Raw genomic sequence first — 24,158 nt, forward strand, 5'->3', positions numbered from 1 at the left:
GGACTGTCCCCGAACTCTGGGATGCCATTCGCGATGCGCTGCCACGCTTCACACCCCACGAATGCACAAATTACTTTATCGCAGCAGGTTATGAGCCAGAGTGATCGGAATCTGCTCTAGTAGGCCCGGGCTCCAATAGAGCTGATCAATCGTATCCCAGTATTTCAAATGCCAAGACAAGGCTGGCTTCCTCGATCTTTCAGAACAGTATTAACTGTGCTCGTCATATGGGTCTCCAGACCAATCTCATTCATCGACAGCCAGAGTCAGTTTTTTGCGCCGCGTCGCCTTTGGCGCGAGAAGCTGTCAGTCCGGATTGGCCTGCGTTGCTCGCTTCAGGCTCTAAGGTTGCTGTAGACGTACACGCGAATGTCCGATCTTATAAGAAGCTGACAATTAAGGAGTTGTACAGGCATGAAAGCTTTGTCCCAAGCCTTGTCATTCCAGCTTTCGCCGTTGAAGATGAATCAATGGCAGGTGTAGGGTTCCACGAATGGGACGTTGAACGACAGGGATTGGTCCAAGCCGTGTAATAACGGATTCTTAGACGAACGGCGCTGATTTCGGATTGGCGCGGAACATCGCCGGGCGCTCTAGCGGAACCTTTCCAGCAGCAGATACCAGTGCATGCCCAGCGTCAGCAGCGGGTTGCCCAGCCTGTCGCCCAACGGAAGGCGCACGGGCTTGAGCGCGGCGAACACGTCGAAGCGCTCCATCGTGCCGGCAATCGCTTCGGCCATCACTGCGGCCACGACGTGGCTGGTGGCGACACCATGGCCGGAATAGCCCTGCGCATACCACACGTTGCCGGCCAGCTTGCCCAGCTGCGGGGCGCGGTTGATCACGATGCCCATGGCGCAGGACCAGGCGTGCTCGATCTTCACGCCCTTGAGGCGCGGAATGGTGGCTTCGATCGCCGGGCGCAATTCGTCGGCAAAGGAGCGCGACTCGCGGCCCGAGTAGTTGGCGCCGCCCCCAAAGAGCAGGCGGCCATCGGCGGTGAGCCGGTAGTAATCGAGCACGAAACGGCAATCGTAGACCGCCAGATCGTGCGGATTGATCGCCCGTGCCGCCTCGCCCAGCGGCGCGGTGGCAACGATACCGCCCATCGCGGGAAAGATCATGCCGCCCAGCCGCTTGCGCTCCAGCTTGTGATAGACGTCGCCGGCGATCATCACTTGGGCCGCGCTGATCGTGCCCTGGGGCGTCACCACCCGGGGCCGCGGGCCATGGACGATGTCCACCACCGGCGATCCTTCGAAAATGCGTATGCCCAGCCGCGCCGCGGCCTTGGCCTCGCCCAGGCAGAGCTTGAGCGGGTGCAGGTGCATGTTGCGGTTATTGAGCAGCCCGCCGCAATAGAGCGGGCTTTCCAGATGGTCGCGCATGCCGGCCTTGTCGAGCAGCACGACATCGTCGGCCATGCCGCGGGCGCCGGCTTGCGCAAACATGCGCTCCAGCTCGGCCATGTGCGACGGTTTCATCGCGGCATGGATGTGGCCCTGCTTCAGATCGCAGGCAATGCCGTGGCGGGCGGTGCGCGCACCAATGATGTCGTGCCCATGCCAGCGCAGCCACCAGATGAAATCGTCGCACTCCGCGCCCAGGCGGCGGCGCCATTGCCGGCGCAATTCACCCTCGCCAGAAAGGCTGCCGGTCACCTGCCCGCCGTTGCGGCCGCTCTGTCCCCAGCCCACGCGGTTCGCTTCCACCAGCGCAACGGAAAAGCCGCGCTCGGCCAATTCCAGCGCGGTGTTGACGCCGGTAAAGCCGCCGCCGATGACGGCCACATCGGCACTGTGATCGCCCTCCAACGCTGGCCATGCGGCCTCGTCCGCCAGGCTCGCTGAATAATAAGTGGCGGGGCGGTCAAGCGACGGGTTGATGGCCATGGCCGATCTTTGCAAAGATCGATCACAGATCAAGCAAAACCGTTTGCGTTCGCCATCCGGGCATTGACCGCGCGCCGTGCCGCTGCCATCGGCTGCGCCCCATGACGGCATACAAATCGGGCGATCCGACCACGCTGAACCGGCTCTATGGCCGCGCCAAGGGCAAGCCCCTTCGCCAGGGCCAGCAAGCCCTTGTCGATACGCTGCTGCCGCGGATCGCCGTGCCCGCCCAGGGGCTGGTGACCGCGCGGGCACTGTTCGGGCACGATTGCCCGCTGCATTTCGAAATCGGTTTCGGCGGCGGCGAACATATGGCCTATCGCGCCGACCTGCTGCCCGATCATGGCTTTATCGGGGCGGAACCCTTCCTCAACGGCGTCGCCCAGGCCCTGATGCACGTGGACGGCGACAACGGCGCCCGTCCGCCGCTCGGCAACGTGCGCATCCATCATGGCGATGCGCTCGACGTGCTCGAACGCGTGCCCGATGGCACGCTTTCGTTTCTCTATCTGCTCCATCCCGATCCCTGGCCCAAGGCCCGCCACGCCAAGCGCCGGATGATGAACGACGGGCCGGTCGACCTGTTTGCGCGCAAGCTGAAGCCGGGCGGCGAATTCCGTTTCGGCACCGATCACCCGGTCTATCTGCGCCATGCGCTGATGGTCATGCGCCGCCACACCGACCAGTTCCGCTGGCTGGCACGCGCGCCTCAGGATTTCCAGCAACGCCCCGGTGGCTGGCCCGAAACCCGCTATGCCGCCAAGGCCCGCGCCCAGGGGCATGAAGTCTGGTACTTCCGATACCGGCGGACGTAGCGGGCGCGCGCCTGGTCAGAACGTGGCGGCCTTGACCACGAAGCGGACGGAGCGCCCGGGCATGGCGACCAGATCCTTGTTGAGCGCGGTGGCCATGCGCTGCACGTCGTCGGTCAGGTTCTGGCCGATGATAGCGAACTCGATGCCGGGGTGGCTCTGGAACGGACGCCAGGCGAGGTTCACGTTAAGGGCGTTGTAGCCGGGCGTCGGCGTATCGAACACCCCGAACTTGTCCTGCCGGCCATAGTGCGTGAACGTAATCCCGGCATCGAGCGTGCGGCCCTGCCAATCGAACCCGCCACCCACGCGATAGGGCGGGATGCGCGGCACGTTGTTGCCGCTGTCCAGCGTGGCGCGGGTGTAATCCGCCAGCACCTTGGCCGTGAACGTGCCTGTTTCGGTCTTGACCAGATCCTGACTCATTTCCGCTTCCAGGCCGCGGAAATGCGCGCCTTGCTGGCGATAGAACAACTCGCGCAGCTCGCCGTCGGGCGCCGTGGTGCAGACCCCGTCGTCCTCGCAAGTGCGCCCGGTAAGATCGCCGTAGATATAGTTCCTGAACCACGTGGCATAGGCAGAGCCGGTGAAGCGGAAACCGCCCCGGCGCACGCGCAGGCTGGCTTCCAGCGAGTTGGCGCGTTCGATTTTCAGATCGGGATCGCCGGTTTCGAACGTCTGCGGGCCGTGGTGGGCGCCGCGTGAGAACAGCTCGGTCATCGCCGGTGCGCGGCCGGTGCTGGAGAAGCTGAGCCCCAGCTTGAAACCGTCGACCGGTTCGTAAAGCGCGCCGATCGAGCCGCTGACGGGCGTGAAATCGCGCACCGTGAACAGATCGCTGGCGGGCGTGCCGGTGGTCCGGACATGTTCCACACGGCCGCTCGCTTCGACATGGAGGCGGTTGGCAAGGCCGATTTCGCTGAACAGATAGCCGGCGACCGATTCGACCGTGGCCGGGAACAGGTAGGAACTGTCTTCGCCCAGCGCCTGGAACTTGCGGTTGATGTATTCCACGCCCAGCGCGGTGTTGCGTACCGGGCCCAGCGCGTTGAGCAGCAGTTCGCCGCGCCCATTCCATTCCCGGTTCTTGAATGTCGATTCGATCGAACCGTCGGGGTTCTTTTCCGAATGCTGGTAATCGCCATAGCTGCCATCGAAAGTCAGCGTCTTGAGCAGGCCGGAATCGAGCGCGAAGCTGTTGCGCGTCATCACTTTGGTCTGGCGCATGTCGATATAGGTGCTGTCGCTCGGGACCCCGTAACGCGCATCATAGTGCGTAACGGCGAGGCCCATCCGGCTTTTGTCGCCCGGCAGGAAATAGGACCCGCCGACCGACCCGCCCCATCCGTTGAACCACGAATTCTGCTGCTTGCCCAACGGGGTGTCGTAATCGTCGGTGGTCCGCCAGAAGCCATCGGCATGGAGCGCGAGTTGCCCCGCCCGGCCATCGAGCAGGGCGGCGCCTTCGACGCCCTTGTTCACGGTGGTATAGCTGCCGCTGGCCTGGGCCGCGATGGACCGCTCCGGCAGGGCGGTGGGCACGCGATTATTGATGGTGTTGACCACGCCGCCGATGGCCTGGCTGCCATAGCGCAGCGTGGCGGCGCCGCGCACCACTTCGATCGCCCGCGCAGAAAGCGGATCGATGGGAATGCCATGGTCAGGGCCGATATCCGAGACGTCGGAACTGGAGGTGCCGTCTTCCAGCAGGCGCACGCGGGTGGCGTCCATGCCGCGGATAATCGGGCGGCTGGCCCCCGCGGCAAAGCCGCTGGCGGAAATGCCCGGGGTGTCGCGCAGCGCATCGGCGATGCTGGCCCCGCCGGCGCGGGCGATCTGCCCGGCATCGATGCGGGTGGAAATCGTCGGCGTTTCATCGGCGGTGTGGCCGAACGGCGTTGCCGTGACCACGATCGGGGCAGCAGTACCGGCCGCTTTGCCCGGTCCCGTGTTGCCCATTCCCGTGTTGCCGGCGCCCGTGCTGCCGGCGTCGTCACCCGCCGCTTCGACAGGGGGCAAGGCATCGACGGGCGTGACGGCCGCCGCAAAGGCCGTGGCAGGTGCCAGGGCCACAAGGGCCGATCCGAGCAGCAGGGTTGAACGCATGCAATTTTCCTCCAGAATCCGATACGTGCCGTGCAAAAGGCAGGCCATGGCGTGTTGATTCGGCCTCTCCGCAATACTGCGTCCCGCCTGAATTGGGAACGATATAACATTTCATCAACAGAACCCGGTGATGCTGTCGATCTGCGCCGGCTCTGGCCATGATCCACCTGAACGCAGGATGAAGCAGGCCTGATTCGTGAAGCCCGGCACGGTTTGTCGCGCGCAGGGCGGCCGATCAGGCCAGCGCGGCTTTGAGATCGTCCACCAGGTCGGTGCGTTCCCAGGGAAAGAAATCGCCATCGGGCGTGCGGCCGAAATGGCCATAGGCGGCCGTGATGCCATAAATCGGCTTGTTCAGCGAAAGCCCGATACGGATGCCCCGGGGGGTAAGGCCACCCAGCCGTTGCTTGGCGACCAGTTCCACTGCGCGCTCCAGCACGGCATCGTCGACAATGCCGGTGCCGTGGGTGTCGACATAGAGCGAAAGCGGCTGCGAGACGCCGATCGCATAGGCGACCTGAATGGTGCAGCGCTTGGCAAGGCCGGCCGCGACGATGTTCTTGGCCAGATAGCGGGTGACATAGGCAGCCGAGCGATCGACCTTGGTAGGGTCCTTGCCGGAAAAGGCGCCGCCGCCGTGGGGCGAGGCGCCACCATAGGTATCGACGATGATCTTGCGGCCGGTGAGCCCGGCGTCACCATCCGGGCCGCCGATTTCGAAGCTCCCGGTGGGGTTGATGTGATAGACCGTCCGATCAGACAGGAGTTCGGCCGGGATGACGGCGGCGACGGCCTGCTTGACCCAGGCTTTCAGTTCGGCATCCCTGGCGCCTTCGTCGTAGCCGGGCTTGTGCTGGGTGGAAACGACGATGGCCGTGGCGGCCACCGGGCGGCCGCCGGCAAAGCGCAGGGTCACCTGGCTCTTGGCGTCAGGCTCCAGAAACGGGGCCGCGCCGGAATGGCGATCGGCGGCCAGCCGTTGCAGGATCTTGTGGCTGTAATCGAGCGTGGCGGGCATCAGATCGGGCGTTTCGTCGCAGGCGAAGCCGAACATGATGCCCTGGTCGCCCGCGCCTTCGTCCTTGTTTGCGCTGGCATCGACGCCCTGAGCAATATGGGCGGACTGCGCATGCAGGTTGTTTTCAAAGCGGAAGTGCTGCCAGTGGAAGCCGTCCTGCTCGTAACCGATGCGCTTCACCGTGGCGCGCACCACGGCTTCCACTTCCTCGCGCACGCCAGGTGCCCATTGCCCGTCGGCATCCATGATGCCCTTGCCGCGGATTTCGCCGGCCAGCACGACAAGATTGGTGGTCGTCAGCGTTTCACAGGCGATGCGCGCCTCGGGATCCTTGCTCAGGAACAGATCGACGATCGCGTCGCTGATCTGGTCCGCCACTTTGTCGGGATGGCCTTCGGAAACGCTTTCGGAAGTGAACAGGTAATCGCTGCGCATGACGGAAGTCCGATATAAAGCAATCTTTATGTGCTGCCTCTAGCGCGCGCGCCGGCGCGACGCAACCAGGGCCATCAAAAGAAGCACTGCGGCCCACGAAAGCGGCAGTATATTGCCCAGCCGCGCAAAAAGCGTGGGCTGCAGGGCCGGCGGCACAAAGCCGTCCATGCGCGCGGCCACATAGCGAGGGGCAAAGGCGCGCACCCCGCCTTGGGCATCGATCACCGCCGAAATGCCGTTGGTGGTGGAACGTAGCACGGGCAGACCTTCCTCGATCGCGCGCAGCCGCGCCTGGGCCAGGTGCTGGGGCGGGCCCCAGGCGCCGAACCACCCGTCGTTCGTGGGGTTGAACAGCATGTCGGGCCGATGGGCGCGATCGGTGACGCCGCCGGAAAAGACGATCTCGTAACAGATCTGCACGCCCACGCGTGGCAGGCCCAGCGCGGTGAAATCCAGCGTCCGTGGCCCCGGGCCGGCGTTGTAATCGATGTTGCCCGCCACCAGGCGCGACAGGCCCAGGGGCGTCAGGATATCGCGCATCGGCAGATATTCGCCATAAGGCACGAGATGCGCCTTGGCATAATCGCCATGCAGCCTGCCCGCGCCGTCAAGCGCAGTGACCACGTTCCACAGGCCCGTCGGCGCTGCATCCGGGCCGGCATCGCGGGCAAACTGCAGATCGATCGTGCCGGTAAGCAACAACGCGCCCGGCCCGATCATGCGGCCCAGGCGCTCCCGCGCCAAAGCGGGATCGCCGCCATAAGTGGTGCCGGCGTACCAGGCACGGGGATAGCCTTCCTTGAGGTAATCGGGCACGCCGCTTTCCGGCCACAGCACCAGGCGTTTCTGGCCAGGCTGACGCGGCAGTGAAAGCGTGGCGATCCGCTGAAACTGTGCTTCGTAGAGTGCGGCATCGTTGAGCTCGTCCTGGGCGATATCGGGCTGGACCAGCGTGAAGGGCACAGTGCCGGTGGCCCGCTGTCCGCCCAGCGGCAGCAGGAACAACACGATCGGCAGGGCGAAATGCGCCGCCGCCGGCCCCCAGCGCCGCCCCACCACGGCCCGCAAGGCAAAGAGCCACTGGCCGGCCAGCAGTACGACGAGCCCCGAAAGGGCATAAGTGCCGAGCCAGGGCAGGGCGCGTGCCAGCCCGGGACGATCGAAACCGCCAAGCGCCGTGGCGGCCAGCGGGTTCCACGGAAACCCGGTGCAGACCCAGCCACGCGCCCATTCGGTGACGATCCACAAGGCCGCGAGCGTCGGCACCGGCGCCAGGCGCCAGCGCCGGCCCAGCCACCAGGCCATCAGGGTGGCGACGGCCGGAAACAGTGCCAGATAAAACGCCAGCAGCAGCACGGCGACCCAGCCCAGCCAGGCCGGCATCTGCGCCTGATAGGTGAAAGCCGTGGCGATCCAGCCATTGCCCACGGAAAAATGGCCCCAGCCCCATAGCCAGCCTATGCGCAGCGCGTGCCATGGACCGCGTGCGCGCTGCGTGCGGGCCGCCAGCAGGGCGAGCGCCAGCAGCGTGCAGGGCCACCAGCCCAGTGGCGCAAAGCCAAGCGCGCCCAGCCCGCCGGCCAGCACCAACGCAAAGGCTTCGCCGCGCCCGGAAAGCGCCGCGTCCCCCAGCGCGAGCAGCGCCGCCAGACGGGCGCGAAGCCAGACGTTCATCGTGTCGCTTCCATGCGCCCGGGCCGGGCGAAAATCAGCCTTCGGCGTTCTCGGGCAGCGGGTTCTTGCGCGGGCGGCCACGCCGCTTCGGCGCGGGGGCTGCTTCGCTCACCGGTTCGGCGGCCGGATCGGGCGTTTCGACAACAGGCGCCGGTTCGCTGCGTATGCCGATGGCCGGCGGCAGGCTGGCCGGATCGAGGCCTTCTGCCGGCGGCGCAGTGCGGCGCGGGCGGCGCTCGGTACGCTGGCGGGTTCCACGCAGACCGCGGCTTTCACGCAGGAACGGATTGCCGGCGGCATCGCCTGCCGCGTCGATCGCCGCATCGTCCTCGTCGGCGCGCACGCCTTCGATCGGCAATGGGCCTTCGGCGGCAGCATCGGCCGAAGCGACCGGTTGGGCCGGTGCGCGACGGTCTTCGAAACGGCGGCGGCCGTTGCCCTGATCGCCATTGCGATCGTTGCCGCGTTCGGGGCGTTCTTGCCGCTCCTGTCGCTCCGGGCGATCCTGCCGCTCGGTCCGATCGTTGCGCTCCGCATCACGCGCTTCGCGTTCTTCGCGGCGGACGTAGGGCCGGTCGAAAGCGGGAAAATCGCCTTCGATCGAGAAGTCCATGCCGTCGTCCTCGCTCTCGCCCTCGGTCCAGCGTTCGCCGTTGTGACGCTGGCGCGCCTCTTCCTGGCGCAGGCGCGTATCGGCGATCACGCGGAAATAGTGATCGGCAAACTGCAGATAGTATTCGGCCTGGACGCGATCGCCGTTGAGATGGGCATCCTGCGCCATCTTGCGATACTTTTCGAGCAGTTGCGGCGCGTTGCCCCGGGCGCGACTATCGATACGGTTAAGCTGCTGGCCGCCACCTTGCGGACGGTTGTTCCCGCGGCCGCGCCGGCGGTTGTTTCCACGATTATTGTTCAACTCAGGCACGTCCTTGTCTGGGACGGCTTTCGGTATCGTGTCCCGATCCTGCCGCCGCGCAACCCTCCGCCACGCGCCCGCCACGCGCGGGTGCGCAGATCCCCAGCATCTGCCAGCCGGAAGTCCCTGAAACAGGGCCGATGCGGGCGCAAATGGTGGAACTGGCCGGGACGGGAAGCCTTCATCCGTCGCCCTGCCTGCCTCTACAATTAGTGATCGCCACCGGCCTTGCCAAGTGAAATATTGTGGCAAAACGTCATTTCCACCGCCCTGTCGCGCCCGGCAAGGTCACGATGCAGCGTGGCGTCGAACCCGTGGGCATGGGCAAGCGCCAGCACAGCGGCGCCCTGCTGCCAGCCGATCTCCACCACCGCAACACCCCCGGGACAAAGCAGATCAGGTAGTTGCGGCACGAGCACGGTATAATCGGCCATGCCGTCGGCCCCGGCAAAAAGCGCCTCGGCCGGCTCGAAATCGCGCACGCCCGGATCGAGCGCGGCTCCCTGTTCCACATAGGGCGGATTGGCCAGAACCAGATCGAAACGCCCGAGCGTGGCGGCCCAGCCCGGGCTGGTCCAGTCCCCGGCGCGCACCGACGCGCGTTGTTCCATGCCCAGGCGCAGGGCATTGGCCACCGCCACCGCGCGCGCTCCTTCCGACCGTTCGACCCCCACGCCCTGCGCCCGTGGCCAGACAGACAGCGCTGCCAGCAAGAGCGCGCCCGATCCGGTGCCCAGATCGAGAACGCGGGCGGGCGGGCGGCGGTCCAGCGCCTTGCGCGCCACGTCGATCAGCGTTTCAGTGTCAGCCCGCGGGATCAGCACCGCGGGGCTCACGGCCAGTTCCAGGCCATAGAACTCCTGGGTGCCGACGATATAGGCCACCGGTTCGCCCCGCTGCCGCCGCGCCACCAGCGCGGCAAAGCCGGGCGGCACGGGCAGATCGATATGGCGCAGCAGAACGTCCGCGCGCGTGCAGCCCAGGGCGCTGGCCATCAGCACTTCGGCATCGAGCCGCGCCGTGTCGCTGGCGTCGGCCAGCGTGTGCGCGGCATGGACGAGAGCCTCGCGGATACGGGCGTTCCGGCCCCCGCCACCCCCAAGCCCCTCCTCTTCAGAGCGGCGGGGCGGGGGGGTATGCGGCCCCGCGCGTGGCGGCCGGTCAGGCATCCATCGCGGCGAGGCGCTTGGCCTGGTCCTCGGCGGTCAGGGCGTCGATCAGTTCGCCAAGGCCGGTGCCGGCCAGCACTTCGGGCAGGCGGTGCAGCGTCAGATTGATGCGGTGATCGGTGACGCGGCCCTGGGGGAAATTGTACGTGCGGATGCGTTCCGAGCGGTCGCCCGAGCCGACCAGCGCGCGGCGAGCCTCGGCCTCGGCACCCTGGGCCTGTTCGCGACGCAGATCGTAAAGTCGGGTGCGCAGGACCTGCATGGCCTTGGCGCGGTTCTTGTGCTGGCTGCGCTCGTCCTGCTGGGTCACCACCAGCCCGGTGGGCAGGTGGGTGATGCGCACGGCCGAATCGGTGGTGTTGACGTGTTGGCCGCCCGCCCCGCTGGCGCGGTAGATGTCGATCTTGAGGTCCTTGTCCTCGATCGCCACGTCGACTTCGTCAGCCTCGGGCAGCACGGCCACCGTCGCGGCGCTGGTATGGATGCGCCCGCCGCTTTCGGTGACCGGCACGCGCTGCACGCGGTGCACGCCGCTTTCGAACTTCAGCCGGGCGAACACGCCCTGGCCCGCGACATGGGCGATCACTTCCTTGAAGCCGCCCAGTTCGCTGGCATTGGCGCTGATCACCTCCACTTTCCAGCCTTGCTCGGCGGCAAAGCGTTCGTACATGCGGAAAAGGTCGGCAGCGAACAGCCCGGCCTCGTCTCCGCCCGTGCCGGCGCGGATTTCCAGCATGGCCGGGCGCACGTCGGCCGCGTCGCGCGGCAGCATCGCAATGGCCAGTGCGCGCTCGGCCCCGGGCAGCGCCCCGCGCAGCGCCAGCATTTCCTCGTCGGCCAGGGCGCGCATCTCCACGTCCGGCTCGTCCAGGGCGGCAAGGCTGGCCAGTTCGGCGCGCATCGTCTGCACCGCGCGGGCCGCGCGCGCCACGGGTTCCAGCTCGGCATAGTCGCGGCTGGCGGCAACGAACGCCTCGCTTTCCAGCGTGCCGGAGGCAAGCCGCGCCTCAAGCTCGGCAAAACGCGCCGCGATCTGCGCCAGGCGTGCGTCGGAAACGGCCATCAGGCGGCAATATGCGCCGGAATGGCATGAAGCGCGAGGCGTTCCTGCGTTCCGGTGACCAGGTTCTTGACCATGGCTTCGCCAGCCGCCAGCTCTGCATCGCCGACGATCAGGGCGAAACGCGCGCCGCTTTCGTTGGCGCGGCTCATCCGCTTCTTCATGTTGCCGCGATAGCCCATGTCGACGGTCAGCCCGCCACGGCGCAGGCTGGCAGCAAGACCGATGCACGCCGCTTCCGCGGCCGCGCCCAGCGGCACGATCGCCACGTCGGCGGCCGGTTCGGCAATGGTGCGCGCATCGGCCACCAGCATCGCCAGCCGTTCGACGCCCGCGGCCCAGCCCACCGCCGGGGTGGCGGGGCCGCCCAGCGCTTCCAGCAATCCGTCATAGCGCCCGCCGCCCAGCACTGTGCCCTGCGCGCCGAGCCGGTCGGTAATGAACTCGAACGCGGTGTGGCGATAATAGTCGAGCCCGCGCACCAGTGCCGGCGCCCGCACCCAGGCGACGCCCGCGGCATCGAGCCCGGCCGTCACTTTGCCGAAAAAATCCTCCGCTTCGGCCGACAGGAACTGATCGATCTTCGGTGCCTGTGCCGTGAAGGGCTTGTCGCGCGGGTCCTTGGAATCGAGAATGCGTAGCGGGTTGCGTTCCAGCCGATCCTGCGATTCTTCGGAAAGCTGCGCCTTGTGCGCGCCGAAAAAGGCGATCAGCGCGGCGCGCCAGGCGTCGCGGCTGGCTGCATCGCCCAGCGTGTTGAGATGGAGCGTGACGCCATCGGCAATGCCCAGCTCGCGCAAGAGCTGGTCGGCCATGACCAGCAGTTCCACATCGGCCTGCGGCTCGGCCGCGCCGATCACTTCGGCATCGATCTGGTGGAACTGGCGATAGCGGCCTTTCTGCGGGCGCTCGTAACGGAACAGCGGGCCGTGCGTGGCGATCCTGAGCGGGGCATGCTGCTGCCAGCCGTTGGTAAGATAGGCCCTGGCCAGGCCCGCCGTGAATTCGGGGCGCAAGGTCAGCGATTCGCCGCCGCGATCCTCGAACGAATACATTTCCTTGGACACGACGTCGGTGGTTTCGCCGAGCGAGCGCGAAAACACCGTGGTTTTTTCGAACACCGGCATTTCCACCCGGCGGAAGCGGTAGAGCTTGCGCACGCGCTCGAACGTTTCCACCACGTGGCCGAACGCTTCGGCGTCCGGCCCGAAGATGTCCTGGGTGCCACGGATGGCTTGCGGGGTGGGTGTTGCTTGCGTGCTCATGGCGCGCGCGGATAGCGGCTTTCTGCCACGCGGGAAAGCTTCTGTGACCAACGGCAGCGTCCCCGCTTCGATCTGCCTGTTGCACGCGGCATCGCATCCCGGCATGAAAGCCGCATGCACAAGACACAATCAAGCATCGGCCTTGTTTCAGCCGTTTCCCTTTTCGCCCTGATTTTTGCCCCTGCGGCGCTTGCCCAGGTTCAGCCGGCCGGCAACAGCCGCCCGATGGCCGTGGCAGTCAAGCCGGGCGTTCCCGATCCGCAGGACTTGCCTTATCCCGGTACGATCGGCTTGCAGATCGATGCCACCGATCTTGCCAGGGGCGTTTTCCGCGTGGTGGAAACCGTGCCCGTGGCGGCCGGCACGCGCGCGCTGATCCTGCAATTGCCGCGCTGGCTGCCGGGCGAGCATGCGCCGCGCGGACCCGTGGCGGAACTGGCCGGAATCACGTTCGAAGCCCGGGGCCAGAACCCCGCCCGGACGCTGGAATGGACGCGCGATCCTGTCGAGGTCAACGCTTTCCACATCACGCTGCCGGCCGGCACCAGCGAAGTGGTGGCGCGCTTTGTCCATACCTCGCCGTTGCGCGGCAGCGAAGGACGCGTGACCGTCACGCGCGAGATGCTGAACCTGCAATGGGAGAAGATGAGCCTTTATCCCGCCGGGCACTATGTGCGGCAGATCAAGGTCCACCCCACGGTCACGTTCCCGCAAGGGTGGACGGTGTTCACCGCGCTTGACGGCAAGACCCGGGGCGGAGACCCGGCCGGCAATACGCTTGTGTGGAACGAGACCGATTACGAAACGCTGGTCGATTCGCCGATCTTTGCCGGGCTCCATGCCGCGCGGCACGATCTGGGGCAGAACGTCTTCCTCGATCTGGTGGCCGACAAGCCGGAGTACCTGGCGATAAAGCCAGAAAACCTTGTCAGCTATCGCAACCTCGTCAGCGAGTCGCTGGCCACTTTCGGCGCGCGCCATTTCGATCACTATGACTTCCTGCTGGCCCTGACCGATCGCATGGGCGGCATCGGCCTCGAGCATCACCGCTCCAGCGAAAACCAGCAGGAACCCAAAAGCCTGACGGATTGGGCCGGCTTCGACTGGGACCGCAACGTGATCGCGCACGAATTCGTGCATAGCTGGGACGGCAAGTACCGTCGCCCCGCCAGGCTGTGGACGCCCGATTACCGCCAGCCGATGCAGGATGATCTGTTGTGGGTCTATGAAGGGCAGACGCAGTTCTGGGGCCTCGTGCTCGCGGCGCGGTCGGGCATACAGAGCAAGGACGCCATTCTGGGCGCCCTGGCCGGATACGCCGGCAGTTTCAGCCTGCAGGCCGGGCGCGAATGGCGCTCGGTCGAAGATACGACCACGGATCCGATCTTTGCCGCCCGCAAGCCCAAGCCCTTTGCCTCGTTGGCCCGCAGCGAGGACTATTATACCGAAGGTGCGCTGGTCTGGCTGGAAGCCGATCAGATCATTCGCGAAGGGACCGGCGGCAGGAAAGGCCTCGACGATTTCGCCAAGGCCTTCTTCGGCATGCGCGACGGCGACTGGGGCGCGCTGACTTACGAGTTCGATGATGTGGTCAAGACACTTGAAAGTGTCTATCCGTATGATTGGGCAGGCTTCCTGAGAACCCGCATCCAAAAGCCCGGCCAACCCGTGCCGCTGGGCGGCATCACCCGGGGCGGGTACAAGCTGGAATTCAGGGAAGAACCCAACCCCTATGAAAAGGGGCGCATGGCCGATGCCAAGTTGCTGAACCTGTCCTATTCGCTGGGCGTGACGCTGGAGAACGACGGCAAAGTTGCATCTTCCCGCTGGGACAGCCCCGCGTTCAAGGCCGGGCTGGTCACCGGCATGCAGATTCTGGCGGTGAATGGCCAGGCCTATGATCCGGAAACGATCAAAGCCGCGATCACCAATGCCAAGGCGGGCAATTCCGGTGCCGGCCGGCCGATCGAGCTGCTGGTCAAGCGCGACGACCGATATGTCACGCTGCCGATCGCCTATGCCGAAGGTCTGCGCTGGCCCTGGCTGGTGCGCGCCGCACCCGGCGCCGCGCCTGTGGGGCTGGACAGGCTGCTGAGCCCGCGGACGACGAAGGCGACACCCTGATGGCACCGGCGGGGCTGCATCCGGGACGCCTGGCGCCGCCCCGCTTCCTGCTGTTCCTTGCGCTGTTCGCAGGTGGTACGGGCGGCTGGTGGCTTTGGCATCCGCTGAGCCGCTCGGGCGTACAACTGGCGGATTCGCTGGTGATCGGCTTCGATTTTGCCGCGCTGGCCTTTCTGGTTTCGCTCGTCCCGCTGCTCCGCCATGCCGATGCCGATGCCATGCGGCGAAGCTCGGTGGACAATGACGCCAACCGGGTGCTGGTGCTGTGCATCACCACGGTTCTGACAGTCGTGATCATGGCCGCGATCGCCGGGGAACTGCCCCGCGCCGCCCAGGGCGATTCGCTTGCCAAGCTGCGGCTGATCGGCACGCTGCTGTTGACCTGGCTTTTCGCCAACGTCGTCTATGGCCTGCATTATGCCCATCTTTACTATACGCGCGACGTGGCCAGCGGCAGCGACCAGGGGGGGCTGGACTTTCCCGGTACGGATACCCCGGACTATTTCGATTTCGCCTATTTCGCTTTCACGCTGGGAATGACGTTCCAAACGTCGGACACCGGCGTCACCAGTCCGCGCATCCGCCGCATCGCCACCCTGCATTCCTTTGCCGCGTTTGTTTTCAACATCGGCGTTATCGCGTTCACGATCAACGCGCTCGGTGGCGGTTAACCAAGGATCGGCGAATTGCTTACAAGGGTTGTTGCAGCGCAAAAGGGTCGGCGCTAGAGCCAGTGCCACTGCGAACAACAACCGGCCCCCGGGCCCCGAACCGAGGCAAGACAGAACCGATGCGCATCGATCTTATTCCCACCGGAGACAATCCGCCCGAAAGCCTCAACGTGGTTATCGAGGTGCCGGTCGGCGGCGAGCCGGTGAAGTATGAATTCGACAAGGCATCGGGTGCACTGTTCGTCGATCGCATCCTGCATACGCCGATGCGTTATCCGGCCAACTACGGCTTCGTGCCGCACACTCTGTCGCCCGATGGCGATCCGCTGGATGCACTGGTCATTGCCCGTTCGCCGTTCATTCCCGGTTGTGTGGTGCGTGCCCGGCCGATTGCCGTGCTGAATCTGGAAGACGAACAGGGCGGCGATGAAAAGCTGGTCTGCGTGCCAGTCGATTCCACGTTCCCGTATTACACCGAAGTGCTGGAAAAGGATCACCTGCCCGAGATCGTGCTCAAGCAGATTGAGCATTTCTTTACCCACTACAAGGACCTGGAAAAGGAAAAGTGGGTGCGCGTGGGCACCTGGGGCGGCGCCGACGATGCCCGCCGCATCACCGTGGAAGCGATCGAACGATACAAGGAAGCCAAGGCGGCCAAGGAACCGGCAGAGTAACCGCTCGCTCGCTCGACGTCGGGGCTCTGCCCTTCTGCCGCTCAGCCTCGCAGGTCGGGCGCCAGGGCGTCCTGCTTGATCAGCGTGATCGCTTCGGCGAGGGGCAGCACCGTCTGCGCCTGTTCGCCCAGACGGCGGATCGCCACAGTGCCTTCCTCGGCCTCGCGCTTGCCCACGACCAGAAGGTAGGGCACTTTCTGCAGCGAGTGTTCGCGCACCTTGTAGTTGATCTTTTCGTTGCGGCAGTCGCTTTCCACGCGAATGCCCGCCGCGCGCAGCGCTTCGCTCGCCTGCAGGGCATAGCCATCGGCGTCCGAAACGATCGTGGCCACCACGGCCTGGGTCGGCGCCAGCCAGGTGGGCAGCTTGCCGGCGAAATGTTCGATCAGAATGCCGATGAACCGTTCATAGGAACCGAAGATCGCGCGATGCAGCATGACCGGGCGATGGCGCTCCCCATCCTCGGCGATATAGCCGGCATCGAGCCGTTCGGGCAGCACGCGGTCCGACTGGATCGTTCCCACCTGCCAGGTGCGGCCGATCGCATCGGTGAGGTGCCATTCCAGCTTGGGCGCATAGAACGCGCCTTCGCCCGGCAGTTCCTCCCAGCCGTATTCGGGGGTGGCCAGGCCCGCCGATGCCACCGCATCGCGCAATTCCGCTTCGGCCTGGTCCCACATCGCCTCGCTGCCGAAGCGCTTTTCGGGGCGCAGCGCCAGCTTGATCGAATAGGTGAAGCCGAAGTCCTTGTAGATGCGGTCGGCGAGTTCACAGAACGCGCGCACTTCGTCCACGATCTGGTCTTCGCGGCAGAAGATATGCGCATCGTCCTGGGTGAACTGGCGCACGCGCATCAGCCCGTGCAGCGCGCCGTGCGGCTCGTTGCGATGGCAGCAGCCGTTTTCGTAAAGACGCAGCGGCAATTCGCGGTAGGATTTGAGGCCCTGGCGAAAGATCAGCACGTGGGCCGGGCAGTTCATCGGCTTCAGCGCCATCCAGTCGGCCTCGCCACTGATCACGGGGCCGTCGTCGTCGGTATTGGGCACTTCGTCGGGAATCACGAACATGTTTTCGCGATACTTGCCCCAGTGGCCCGATTGCTCCCACTGGCGCGCGTCCATCACCTGCGGGGTCTTGACCTCGCGATAGCCGGCGGCGTCGATCGCGCGGCGCATATAGGCTTCCAGCTCGCGCCAGATGCGATAGCCCTTGGGGTGCCAGAATACCGAGCCGTGCGCTTCCTGCTGCAGGTGGAACAGGTCCATCTCGGCGCCCAGCTTGCGATGATCGCGCCGGGCGGCTTCCTCCAGCCGGTGAAGGTGTGCGTCGAGCTGCTTCTTGCTGAGCCAGCCGGTGCCGTAGATGCGGCTCAGCATCGCGTTTTTCTGGTCGCCGCGCCAATAGGCACCCGAAACCCGCGTAAGCTTGAACGCCTGGGGATCGAGCTTGCCGGTAGAGGCCAGATGCGGCCCCCGGCACATGTCGAACCAGTCGCTGCCCGACCAGTAGACCGTCAGTTCCTCCCCCTCGGGCAGTTCCGCGGCCCATTGCGCCTTGAACGCCTCCCCCTGTTCGCGCCAGCGGGCGATCAGGTCCTCGCGCCGCCAGACCTCGCGCCGCAACGGCTTGTCGGCGGCGATGATCCGGCGCATTTCCGCCTCGATCGCGGGCAGGTCCTCTTCGGTGAACGGGCGCTGCGCCGGCGCGAAATCGTAATAGAACCCGTCGTCTGTGGCCGGGCCGAACGTGATCTGCGTGCCGGGAAACAGCGCCTGCACCGCTTCGGCCAGCACATGGGCAAAATCGTGGCGCACCAGTTCCAGCGCATCGGCTTCGTCCCGCGCGGTGACGAGGGCAAGCTGGGCATCGTTTTCGAACGGGCGGGTGATGTCGAACAGTTCGCCGTCGACGCGGGCACCGATGGCGGCCTTGGCCAGGCCCGGCCCGATCGCGGCGGCAATGTCGGCCGGCGTGGTGCCGCGCGCCACTTCGCGCTGCGAGCCATCGGGCAGGGTGATCTTGAGCAGGTCTGACATCCGTGTCTCTCTTGCGGCTTTCGGGCGCCTTGGCACAAGTGCCGCAGCGGGAAAAGGGGCGGCATCGCGGGGTGGAAGCGAATTCGGGAGGACGATGCCGTTCCGCCCGAACCCGGGCGGCAGCCTCGCCGGCGCGTCAGCCGCGCAGGCGTTGCCACCCCCGGCAAGCCGGGGTGATGGTCGTGACCGTGCAAGGGCAAAGGGCCGGGCGCATGGCCAGGGGGCTTAGCGTATCGTGGCGATACTGTCACGCGTCAGCAGGATGTGCGCGATCACCCAGCCTGCCGCCATGCACACGAACGGCATTACCGGATAGTGAAAGCGCGACTGGCCGGAAAAGACCACGGCGATGGCGCTGGGATAGGCGGCAATGCCATAGGGCAGCAGCCACCAGTCGATCAGGCGCAGTCCGGCGCGGCGCCGCGAGCGCACTGTCATCGGCAAAGCCGCGGCAAACAGCGCCAGCAGCCCCCAGTACCAGAGCTGGTTGGCCGTGCGCAGGGCGGCAAAGGTCCGGGGACTGGCGGCATAGGCCCATGACCCCGTTTCATAAGCCCACTGCCCTTCGCCGTCCGGGCCCCACAGGCGCAGGAACTTCAGCGGCATCAGCCGGGCAAAAGCGGCTGGATGCGCGGCGATCCACGCGCTTCCCAGCCGGCGGGCTTCCCTGTCGTACGCCACTTCCGACAGGTCGCGCCGCGCGTCGAGCGCTTTGACTGCCGCATCATCCGGGGTATAGGCGCCCCGCGCGCTATCGTTGTTGCCGGTCAACAGCGTGATGCCGCCGTTGGTCGAGACGAAGACCCAGGCGCCCAGCGCGTGATGGTTGCGCACCGTCCAGGGCGCGATCACCATGAGCGCCGCGGCGCCCATCAGCACCCCCTGGCCCGCCACTTTGGGCAGACGCGGCCAGAGTGGCGGGGCGCGCAGCCAGGCGATCGCCAGCAGCAGCGGCGCCAGGACAAGGCTTTGCGCCTTGACCAGGGTTGCCAGCCCCAGCACGAGGCCGGCAAGCAAGGTCCAGGCCCAGCCGCGCCAGGTCCAATCCTGGCGCGCGACCACGATCCAGCACAACGCCAGCAGCAGGGTGGTGTAGAAAACCTCGGTCAGGGCCAGCGGCACATAGAGCACGGCATTGGGATAGACAGCCCATAACAGCAGGGCGATGCGCCCGGCCGCTTCGCGGCCCATCAAGCGGCGCCCCAGATCGAGCGTCAGCCAGCCTGCCAGCCCCGCCAGCACGAGATTGAATGCGCCCACGGCCCAGATCGACGGGCCAGCAAGGCGAAAGACCAGGGAAAGCGCCAGAGGCCAGCCCGGCGGCCAGAAAGCCGTGGGCGCGCCATGATCGCCAAGATAGCCCCGGCCATCGGCCAGCATCGCCGCGCGCGAAAAATACCAGGCGGCATCGGAGCTTGGCTCCACCGCCGCGACAAGCGCCAGTGCGCGCAGCGCGAGGGCCAGCGCCAGCAACGCGCCAACCGTGCTGCGGCCCGCAATCAGCCATCCCCATGTCTTCAGCAACGCCTGTCGCATGAGCCAGGCCGTAGCCGCAGTTGTTAAAGAAAGCCCTTCCGGCCGGCGAAAAGGCCCTCGGGCGCTCAACCTTTACCCAGCCCGCCAGCGGGCAAAAGGTCGGCCGCGCCAAGAGGGCTTTCGTTGACGAGCCCTTCCGGATCGGGATGGATCAGCACTTCCACGCCGGGAAATTCGGCCATCAGCTTTTCCTCGATCTCGTCCATCACGCGGTGGGCCTGGGCCACGCTCATCGCGCCGTCCACCCAGACGTGGAACTGCACGAAATCGCGATTGCCGCTGGTGCGCGTGCGCAAGTCGTGCAAGCCTTTGAGCTCCGGATGCTGGGCTACGACAGCAAGGAAGCGGTCGCGCTTTTCGGCCGGCCATTCGTGATCCATCAGCTGGTGGACCGCCTGCTGGGAAGCGCCCCAGGCGCCCCAGGCCAGCCACAGGGCGATGCCCAGGGCAAAGACCGCGTCGGCGCCGGCAAGATGCAGCGTGTGCTCGATGGTCAGAGCCGCGATCACGGCCAGATTGAGCAGCAGATCGGACTTGTAGTGCACGTTGTCGGCGCTGATCGCGAGACTGCCGGTGCGGGCGATGACCCGGCGCTGATAGGCCAGCAGCGCGAGCGTGGCAGCCATGGCAACCACCGAAACGGCAATGCCCGACCCGGCCTCGATCGCCGAGGCGCCTGACAGCAACTGCGCCACCGCGCGCCAGGCCAGGCCAAGCGCGGAAAACGAAATGAGCACCACCTGGAACAGGGCCGCAAGCGCCTCTGCCTTGCCATGGCCGAAGCGGTGGTTGTGATCGTCGGGGATAGCCGCGATCCACACCCCCGCAAGCGTTGCCAGGCTGGCAACGAGATCGAGCGCGGTATCGGCCAGGCTGCCCAGCATCGACAGCGAGCCGGACTGGACCACCGCCCAGCCTTTCAGCGCCAGCAGCAGCAAAGCGACCGCGCTGCTCGCCAGGGCGGCACGGCGGTTGAGATCGGCATGGGCGGTCTGCGTCATGCCCGCTGCTTTAGGGATAAAGCAGGGTGCTGGTCCACCCGCCTGTGCTATCAGCCAGGAAACGGCGGCGTTCGTGCAGCCGGTAGTCGCGGTCCTGCCAGAATTCGATGGCGCGGGGCACCACGCGATAGCCCGACCAGTGCGCCGGGCGCGGCACTTCGCCATCGGGATGGCGGGCGCGCAGGGCGGCCACGCGATCGAGATAGACCTGCCGCGAGGGCAAAGGGCGCGATTGGTCCGATGCAGCCGAACCCAGGCGCGATTCGGGATGCCGGCTGGCGAAATAGGCATCGGCCTGCGCGGCGCTGACCGGAATCACGGGGCCTTCGATCCGTACCTGGCGGCGCAGGCTCTTCCAGTGGAACAGCAGCGCCACTTCCCGGTTCGCGGCCAGTTCCCCGCCCTTGCGGCTTTCGAGGTTGGTGTAGAATATGAAACCGCCCCCCGGCCCCAGATCGGCCCCGTGCCCCTTGAGCAGCACCATCCGCACCGAGGGCGCCCCGGCGGGCGTGGCCGTTGCCAGGGCCATGGCATTGGGATCGTTCGGCTCCGCCTGTTGCGCGGCAGCGAACCAGGCTTCGAAAATGGCAAAAGGGTCGCCGTGGGGGATGGCGTCGGCGTCTTGGTCGGTCACGTCAATCGTCCTGTCAGGCGGTGCTGCGGCAGCGTCATCGAACGCTTGCCTCCATTCCCGCGATAATAACGGTAAGGCTGCTGTAGCCGGCGTGGCATGATCGTGAAAGCGAGCCTTGCGGGCACGCGCCCCTATCCCTAGCTAGGGCGGCATGGCAGCAGATCCCTACTCCATTCTCGGCGTGGCGCGCAGCGCAGGCGAAAAGGACGTGAAAGCGGCCTATCGCAAACTCGCCAAGGAGCTGCATCCCGATCACAACCAGAACAATCCCAACGCGGCCGAACGCTTTGCCGAAGTGACCCGCGCCTATGATCTGCTGTCGGATAAGGACAAGCGCGCCAAGTTCGATCGCGGCGAGATCGACGCCGATGGCAATCCGACGATGCCGTTCGGCGCCGGGGGGTTCGGCGGCGGGTTTCGCGGCGGGCAGGGCGGTTTCCGTCATGATGGCGGTTTCGAGAGCGGCGCCGGCCCCGATCTTTCCGACCTGTTTGAAGGCCTGTTCGGCGGGCGCGGCGGCATGGGCGCTGGAATGGGTGGCGGAACAGGCGGCGGTTTCGGCGGCTTTGGCGGCGCGCGGCGCGCGGCCCCGCCCAAGGGTGCCAATGTCAGCTATCGCCTGCAGGTACCGTTTGTGGAAGCGGCCACGCGCGCGGCGCAACGCGTCACGCTGGCCTCGGGCGGGACGATCGAACTGAAACTGCCGGCCGGCGTCGAATCCGGCCAGCAGGTGCGCCTGGCCGGCAAAGGCGAACCCGGGCCGGGCGGGCCGGGCGATGCCCTGGTGACGATCGAGATCGCCCCCCACCCGTTCTTCGTTCGCGACGGCGACAACATCCGGCTCGATCTGCCGATCACGCTGGAAGAGGCGGTAAACGGCGCCAAGGTGAAAGTGCCCACGGCCGATGGCGCAGTGATGCTCACGGTGGCGCCGGGCAGCAGCAGCGGGCGCACGCTGCGCCTCAAGGGCCGCGGCTTTTCCCGCAAGGACGGCGAGCGGGGCGATCAGCTGGTGACTTTGCAGATCGACATTGCCGATGACGATACCGAGCTCAAGGCACGGCTTGCCGGCTGGCACGACAGCCGCAACCCCCGCGCGCGGCTGGGCGTCTGACGCCTTGGCGTCTGACACCATGCATCCCGCACCCATACCCGAAAATGCGGGAGCCAGGTGGCCGCCCCCGCATTGCCTGTGGTGATGGACAACGAAACCGATCCCGATCGCACCGATCCCTTGCCTGGCGCGCCGCAGGACGCCAGGCAGCTTGCGCCCGATCTCTCGCCCGAGGCGCGCCGCCGCGCCGCGCTGCATCACCGCTTGCGCGCCGAACTGAAAGGTGCGCGCCAGGAATTACGCCCGGGCGCGCGCGGCTTCGAACTGCTCAGGCGGGTGTGGACCGGCGTCATCAACGATGGCTTCATCCATGCCGGCAATTTCGCCTACATGGTGCTGATCGCGCTCTTTCCCTTTTTCATTACGGGCGCGGCGCTGTTTTCCCTGATCGGGGAAACCGGCCAGCGCACCGCAGCGATCAATACCGTGCTCATGGCCCTGCCGCCGGTGGTTGCCGGTACGATCGAGCCCGTCGCCCGCGCCGCCGTGCAGGCGCGTACCGGGCATCTTCTGTGGATCGGCGGGCTGGTGGGCCTGTGGACGGTAAGCAGCCTGGTCGAAACCATCCGCGACATCCTGCGCCGCGCTTATGGCACCGTCTGGGAACACGCGTTCTGGCGCTATCGGCTGATGTCCACCGGCCTGATCATCGCCTCGGTCGTGCTGATCCTGGTGTCGATCCTGGCCCAGGTGGCGATCGGTGCTGCGCAGGAAGTGATCGTGACATGGCTCCCGCAGTTCGGCGCGTGGGCCGATGGGCTGGCCGCCGGGCGTTTCGTGCCCGCGCTGGTGCTGTTCGGGGCGCTGTGGCTTCTGTTTCTGTCGCTCACGCCCAGTGCCTATCGCGCGAATCGTTATCCCAAGTGGCCCGGCGCGCTGTTCGTCTGCCTGTGGTGGCTGGGCGTATCGATCCTGTTGCCCAAACTCCTCGCTTCGGTTTTCTCGTACAATCTGACCTACGGCAGCCTGGCCGGGGTGATGATCGCCCTTTTCTTTTTCTGGCTCGTCGGCATAGGGATGGTAATAGGTGCCGAACTCAATGCCGCGCTCGCCGAAACCCCGGAAGAGCACGACATGCTGGGCCAGGCAGATGATCGCGCGCGGGCCATTCGCCAGGCCGGCGCGCCCAGACCAGAATAGATGGCCGGCTGGCCTGCTCCCTTTCAGGGGCTCCCCTTGCGGGAACGGCCAACCGGGGCAGGAGCGTACGAGGGCGCATGACCGGATTGATGAACGGAAAGCGGGGCCTGATCATGGGCCTTGCCAATGACAAGTCGCTGGCCTGGGGCATCGCCCGCCAGTTGCACGAACAGGGAGCGGAACTGGCCTTTTCCTATCAGGGCGAGGCGCTGGCCAAGCGTGTCCGGCCGCTGGCAGCGAGCCTGGGCAGCGATTTCCTGATCGATTGCGACGTGTCCGAGATGGCCTCGCTCGATGCCGCGTTCGACGCGCTCAGGGCGCGTTGGGAAACGATCGATTTTCTTGTCCATGCCATCGGGTATTCCGACAAGAGCCAGTTGCGCGGCCGGTTCTATGACACCACGCTCGACAATTTCCTGATGACCATGAACATCTCGGCCTACAGCCTGGTCGCGGTGACCAGGCGCGCCATGCCGATGATGCCCAACGGCGGGTCGATTCTCACGCTCACGTACTACGGCGCGGAAAAGGTCGTGCCGCATTACAACGTGATGGGCGTGGCCAAGGCCGCGCTGGAAGCGAGCGTACGCTATCTGGCCAACGACTGCGGCCCGCAAGGGGTGCGGGTGAATGCCATTTCGGCCGGCCCGATCAAGACCCTGGCGGCCAGCGGGATCGGCGATTTCCGCTATATCCTGAAATGGAACGAGCTCAATTCGCCGCTGCGCCGCAATTCCACGATCGAAGACGTGGGCGGCGCGGGCCTTTACATGCTCTCGGATCTATCCGCCGGCGTCACCGGCGAAGTGCACCACGTCGATGCCGGCTATCACCTTGTCGGCATGAAACAGGAAGACGCACCCGATATCGCGCTGAGCTGA

19 protein-coding genes and 1 pseudogene are annotated in these 24,158 nt (G+C 66.1%); 8 read left to right on the forward strand and 12 right to left on the reverse strand.

The genetic code is table 11. The features are described 5' to 3' along the window. Positions 1-104 (forward strand): annotated as a pseudogene (locus AC3EDY_RS07330) (IS630 family transposase); the annotation flags it as partial. Positions 105-593: 489 nt separating this feature from the next. Here AC3EDY_RS07330 and AC3EDY_RS07335 read toward each other — a convergent pair. Continuing rightward, positions 594-1,892: an NAD(P)/FAD-dependent oxidoreductase gene (locus AC3EDY_RS07335; protein ID WP_488571834.1), complete on the reverse strand. Its 1,299-nt coding sequence runs from the start codon at positions 1,890-1,892 to the stop codon at positions 594-596. Between the two features lie 101 nt (positions 1,893-1,993). Between AC3EDY_RS07335 and trmB the strand changes: the two genes are divergently transcribed. Then, positions 1,994-2,707: a tRNA (guanine(46)-N(7))-methyltransferase TrmB gene (gene trmB / locus AC3EDY_RS07340; protein ID WP_488571835.1), complete on the forward strand. Its 714-nt coding sequence runs from the start codon at positions 1,994-1,996 to the stop codon at positions 2,705-2,707. A gap of 15 nt (positions 2,708-2,722) precedes the next feature. On the opposite strand, the gene AC3EDY_RS07345 is transcribed toward trmB, so the two are convergent. The 7 genes from AC3EDY_RS07345 to hisS form a co-directional block, all read right to left on the reverse strand. Next, complete coding sequence (locus AC3EDY_RS07345; protein WP_488571836.1) at positions 2,723-4,810, reverse strand: TonB-dependent receptor; 2,088 nt, start codon at positions 4,808-4,810, stop codon at positions 2,723-2,725. Between the two features lie 235 nt (positions 4,811-5,045). Then, positions 5,046-6,263, reverse strand: coding sequence for a methionine adenosyltransferase (metK, locus tag AC3EDY_RS07350; RefSeq protein ID WP_488571837.1), 1,218 nt, complete (start codon positions 6,261-6,263; stop codon positions 5,046-5,048). Positions 6,264-6,302: 39 nt separating this feature from the next. Continuing rightward, the gene (gene lnt, locus AC3EDY_RS07355) at positions 6,303-7,937 is read right to left on the reverse strand and encodes an apolipoprotein N-acyltransferase (RefSeq protein ID WP_488571838.1); all 1,635 of its coding nucleotides are present in this window, start codon (positions 7,935-7,937) and stop codon (positions 6,303-6,305) included. A gap of 34 nt (positions 7,938-7,971) precedes the next feature. Next, on the reverse strand, positions 7,972-8,853 hold the full coding sequence (locus AC3EDY_RS07360; RefSeq protein ID WP_488571839.1) for a DUF4167 domain-containing protein: 882 nt from the start codon (positions 8,851-8,853) through the stop codon (positions 7,972-7,974). A gap of 209 nt (positions 8,854-9,062) precedes the next feature. After that, the gene (prmC, locus tag AC3EDY_RS07365) at positions 9,063-10,022 is read right to left on the reverse strand and encodes a peptide chain release factor N(5)-glutamine methyltransferase (protein WP_488571840.1); all 960 of its coding nucleotides are present in this window, start codon (positions 10,020-10,022) and stop codon (positions 9,063-9,065) included. Further along, a complete protein-coding gene (gene prfA / locus AC3EDY_RS07370) occupies positions 10,015-11,085 on the reverse strand; it encodes a peptide chain release factor 1 (RefSeq protein WP_488571841.1) in 1,071 nt (356 codons plus the stop codon). Before prfA ends, prmC begins: the two co-directional genes overlap by 8 nt. After that, the gene (gene hisS, locus AC3EDY_RS07375) at positions 11,085-12,347 is read right to left on the reverse strand and encodes a histidine--tRNA ligase (protein ID WP_488571842.1); all 1,263 of its coding nucleotides are present in this window, start codon (positions 12,345-12,347) and stop codon (positions 11,085-11,087) included. Before hisS ends, prfA begins: the two co-directional genes overlap by 1 nt. 114 nt (positions 12,348-12,461) lie before the next feature. On the opposite strand from hisS, the gene AC3EDY_RS07380 reads away from it, so the two are divergent. The 3 genes from AC3EDY_RS07380 to ppa all read left to right on the forward strand — a co-directional run bounded on the left by AC3EDY_RS07380 (position 12,462) and on the right by ppa (position 15,816). After that, the gene (locus AC3EDY_RS07380) at positions 12,462-14,471 is read left to right on the forward strand and encodes a M61 family metallopeptidase (protein ID WP_488571843.1); all 2,010 of its coding nucleotides are present in this window, start codon (positions 12,462-12,464) and stop codon (positions 14,469-14,471) included. Beyond that, the gene (locus AC3EDY_RS07385) at positions 14,471-15,142 is read left to right on the forward strand and encodes a DUF1345 domain-containing protein (RefSeq protein WP_488571844.1); all 672 of its coding nucleotides are present in this window, start codon (positions 14,471-14,473) and stop codon (positions 15,140-15,142) included. The genes AC3EDY_RS07380 and AC3EDY_RS07385 overlap by 1 nt, the downstream gene beginning before the upstream one ends. Positions 15,143-15,261: 119 nt before the next feature. Then, positions 15,262-15,816, forward strand: a complete 555-nt coding sequence (gene ppa, locus AC3EDY_RS07390; RefSeq protein WP_488571845.1) for an inorganic diphosphatase — start codon at positions 15,262-15,264, stop codon at positions 15,814-15,816. 41 nt (positions 15,817-15,857) lie between these two features. Here ppa and thrS read toward each other — a convergent pair whose 3' ends face one another. The 4 genes from thrS to pdxH form a co-directional block, all read right to left on the reverse strand. Beyond that, positions 15,858-17,852: a threonine--tRNA ligase gene (gene thrS, locus AC3EDY_RS07395; protein WP_488571846.1), complete on the reverse strand. Its 1,995-nt coding sequence runs from the start codon at positions 17,850-17,852 to the stop codon at positions 15,858-15,860. A gap of 225 nt (positions 17,853-18,077) precedes the next feature. After that, positions 18,078-19,388 (reverse strand): glycosyltransferase family 39 protein, encoded by a 1,311-nt coding sequence (locus AC3EDY_RS07400; protein ID WP_488571847.1) that lies wholly within the window; start codon positions 19,386-19,388, stop codon positions 18,078-18,080. 65 nt (positions 19,389-19,453) lie between these two features. Then, a complete protein-coding gene (locus tag AC3EDY_RS07405; protein ID WP_488571848.1) occupies positions 19,454-20,389 on the reverse strand; it encodes a cation diffusion facilitator family transporter in 936 nt (311 codons plus the stop codon). A 10-nt stretch (positions 20,390-20,399) separates the two neighbouring features. After that, positions 20,400-21,023, reverse strand: coding sequence for a pyridoxamine 5'-phosphate oxidase (pdxH, locus tag AC3EDY_RS07410; RefSeq protein ID WP_488571849.1), 624 nt, complete (start codon positions 21,021-21,023; stop codon positions 20,400-20,402). Positions 21,024-21,174: 151 nt separating this feature from the next. On the opposite strand from pdxH, the gene AC3EDY_RS07415 reads away from it, so the two are divergent. From AC3EDY_RS07415 to fabI, 3 genes are all read left to right on the forward strand, one after another. Then, a complete protein-coding gene (locus tag AC3EDY_RS07415; RefSeq protein WP_488571850.1) occupies positions 21,175-22,137 on the forward strand; it encodes a DnaJ C-terminal domain-containing protein in 963 nt (320 codons plus the stop codon). A gap of 57 nt (positions 22,138-22,194) precedes the next feature. Further along, positions 22,195-23,277 carry a YihY/virulence factor BrkB family protein gene (locus AC3EDY_RS07420; protein WP_488571851.1) on the forward strand — a complete coding sequence of 361 codons (1,083 nt, stop codon included), beginning with the start codon at positions 22,195-22,197 and terminating at the stop codon, positions 23,275-23,277. 77 nt (positions 23,278-23,354) lie between these two features. Further along, positions 23,355-24,158 carry an enoyl-ACP reductase FabI gene (fabI, locus tag AC3EDY_RS07425; RefSeq protein WP_488571852.1) on the forward strand — a complete coding sequence of 268 codons (804 nt, stop codon included), beginning with the start codon at positions 23,355-23,357 and terminating at the stop codon, positions 24,156-24,158.

The organism is Novosphingobium sp. DS6-6 (genome assembly GCF_057784975.1).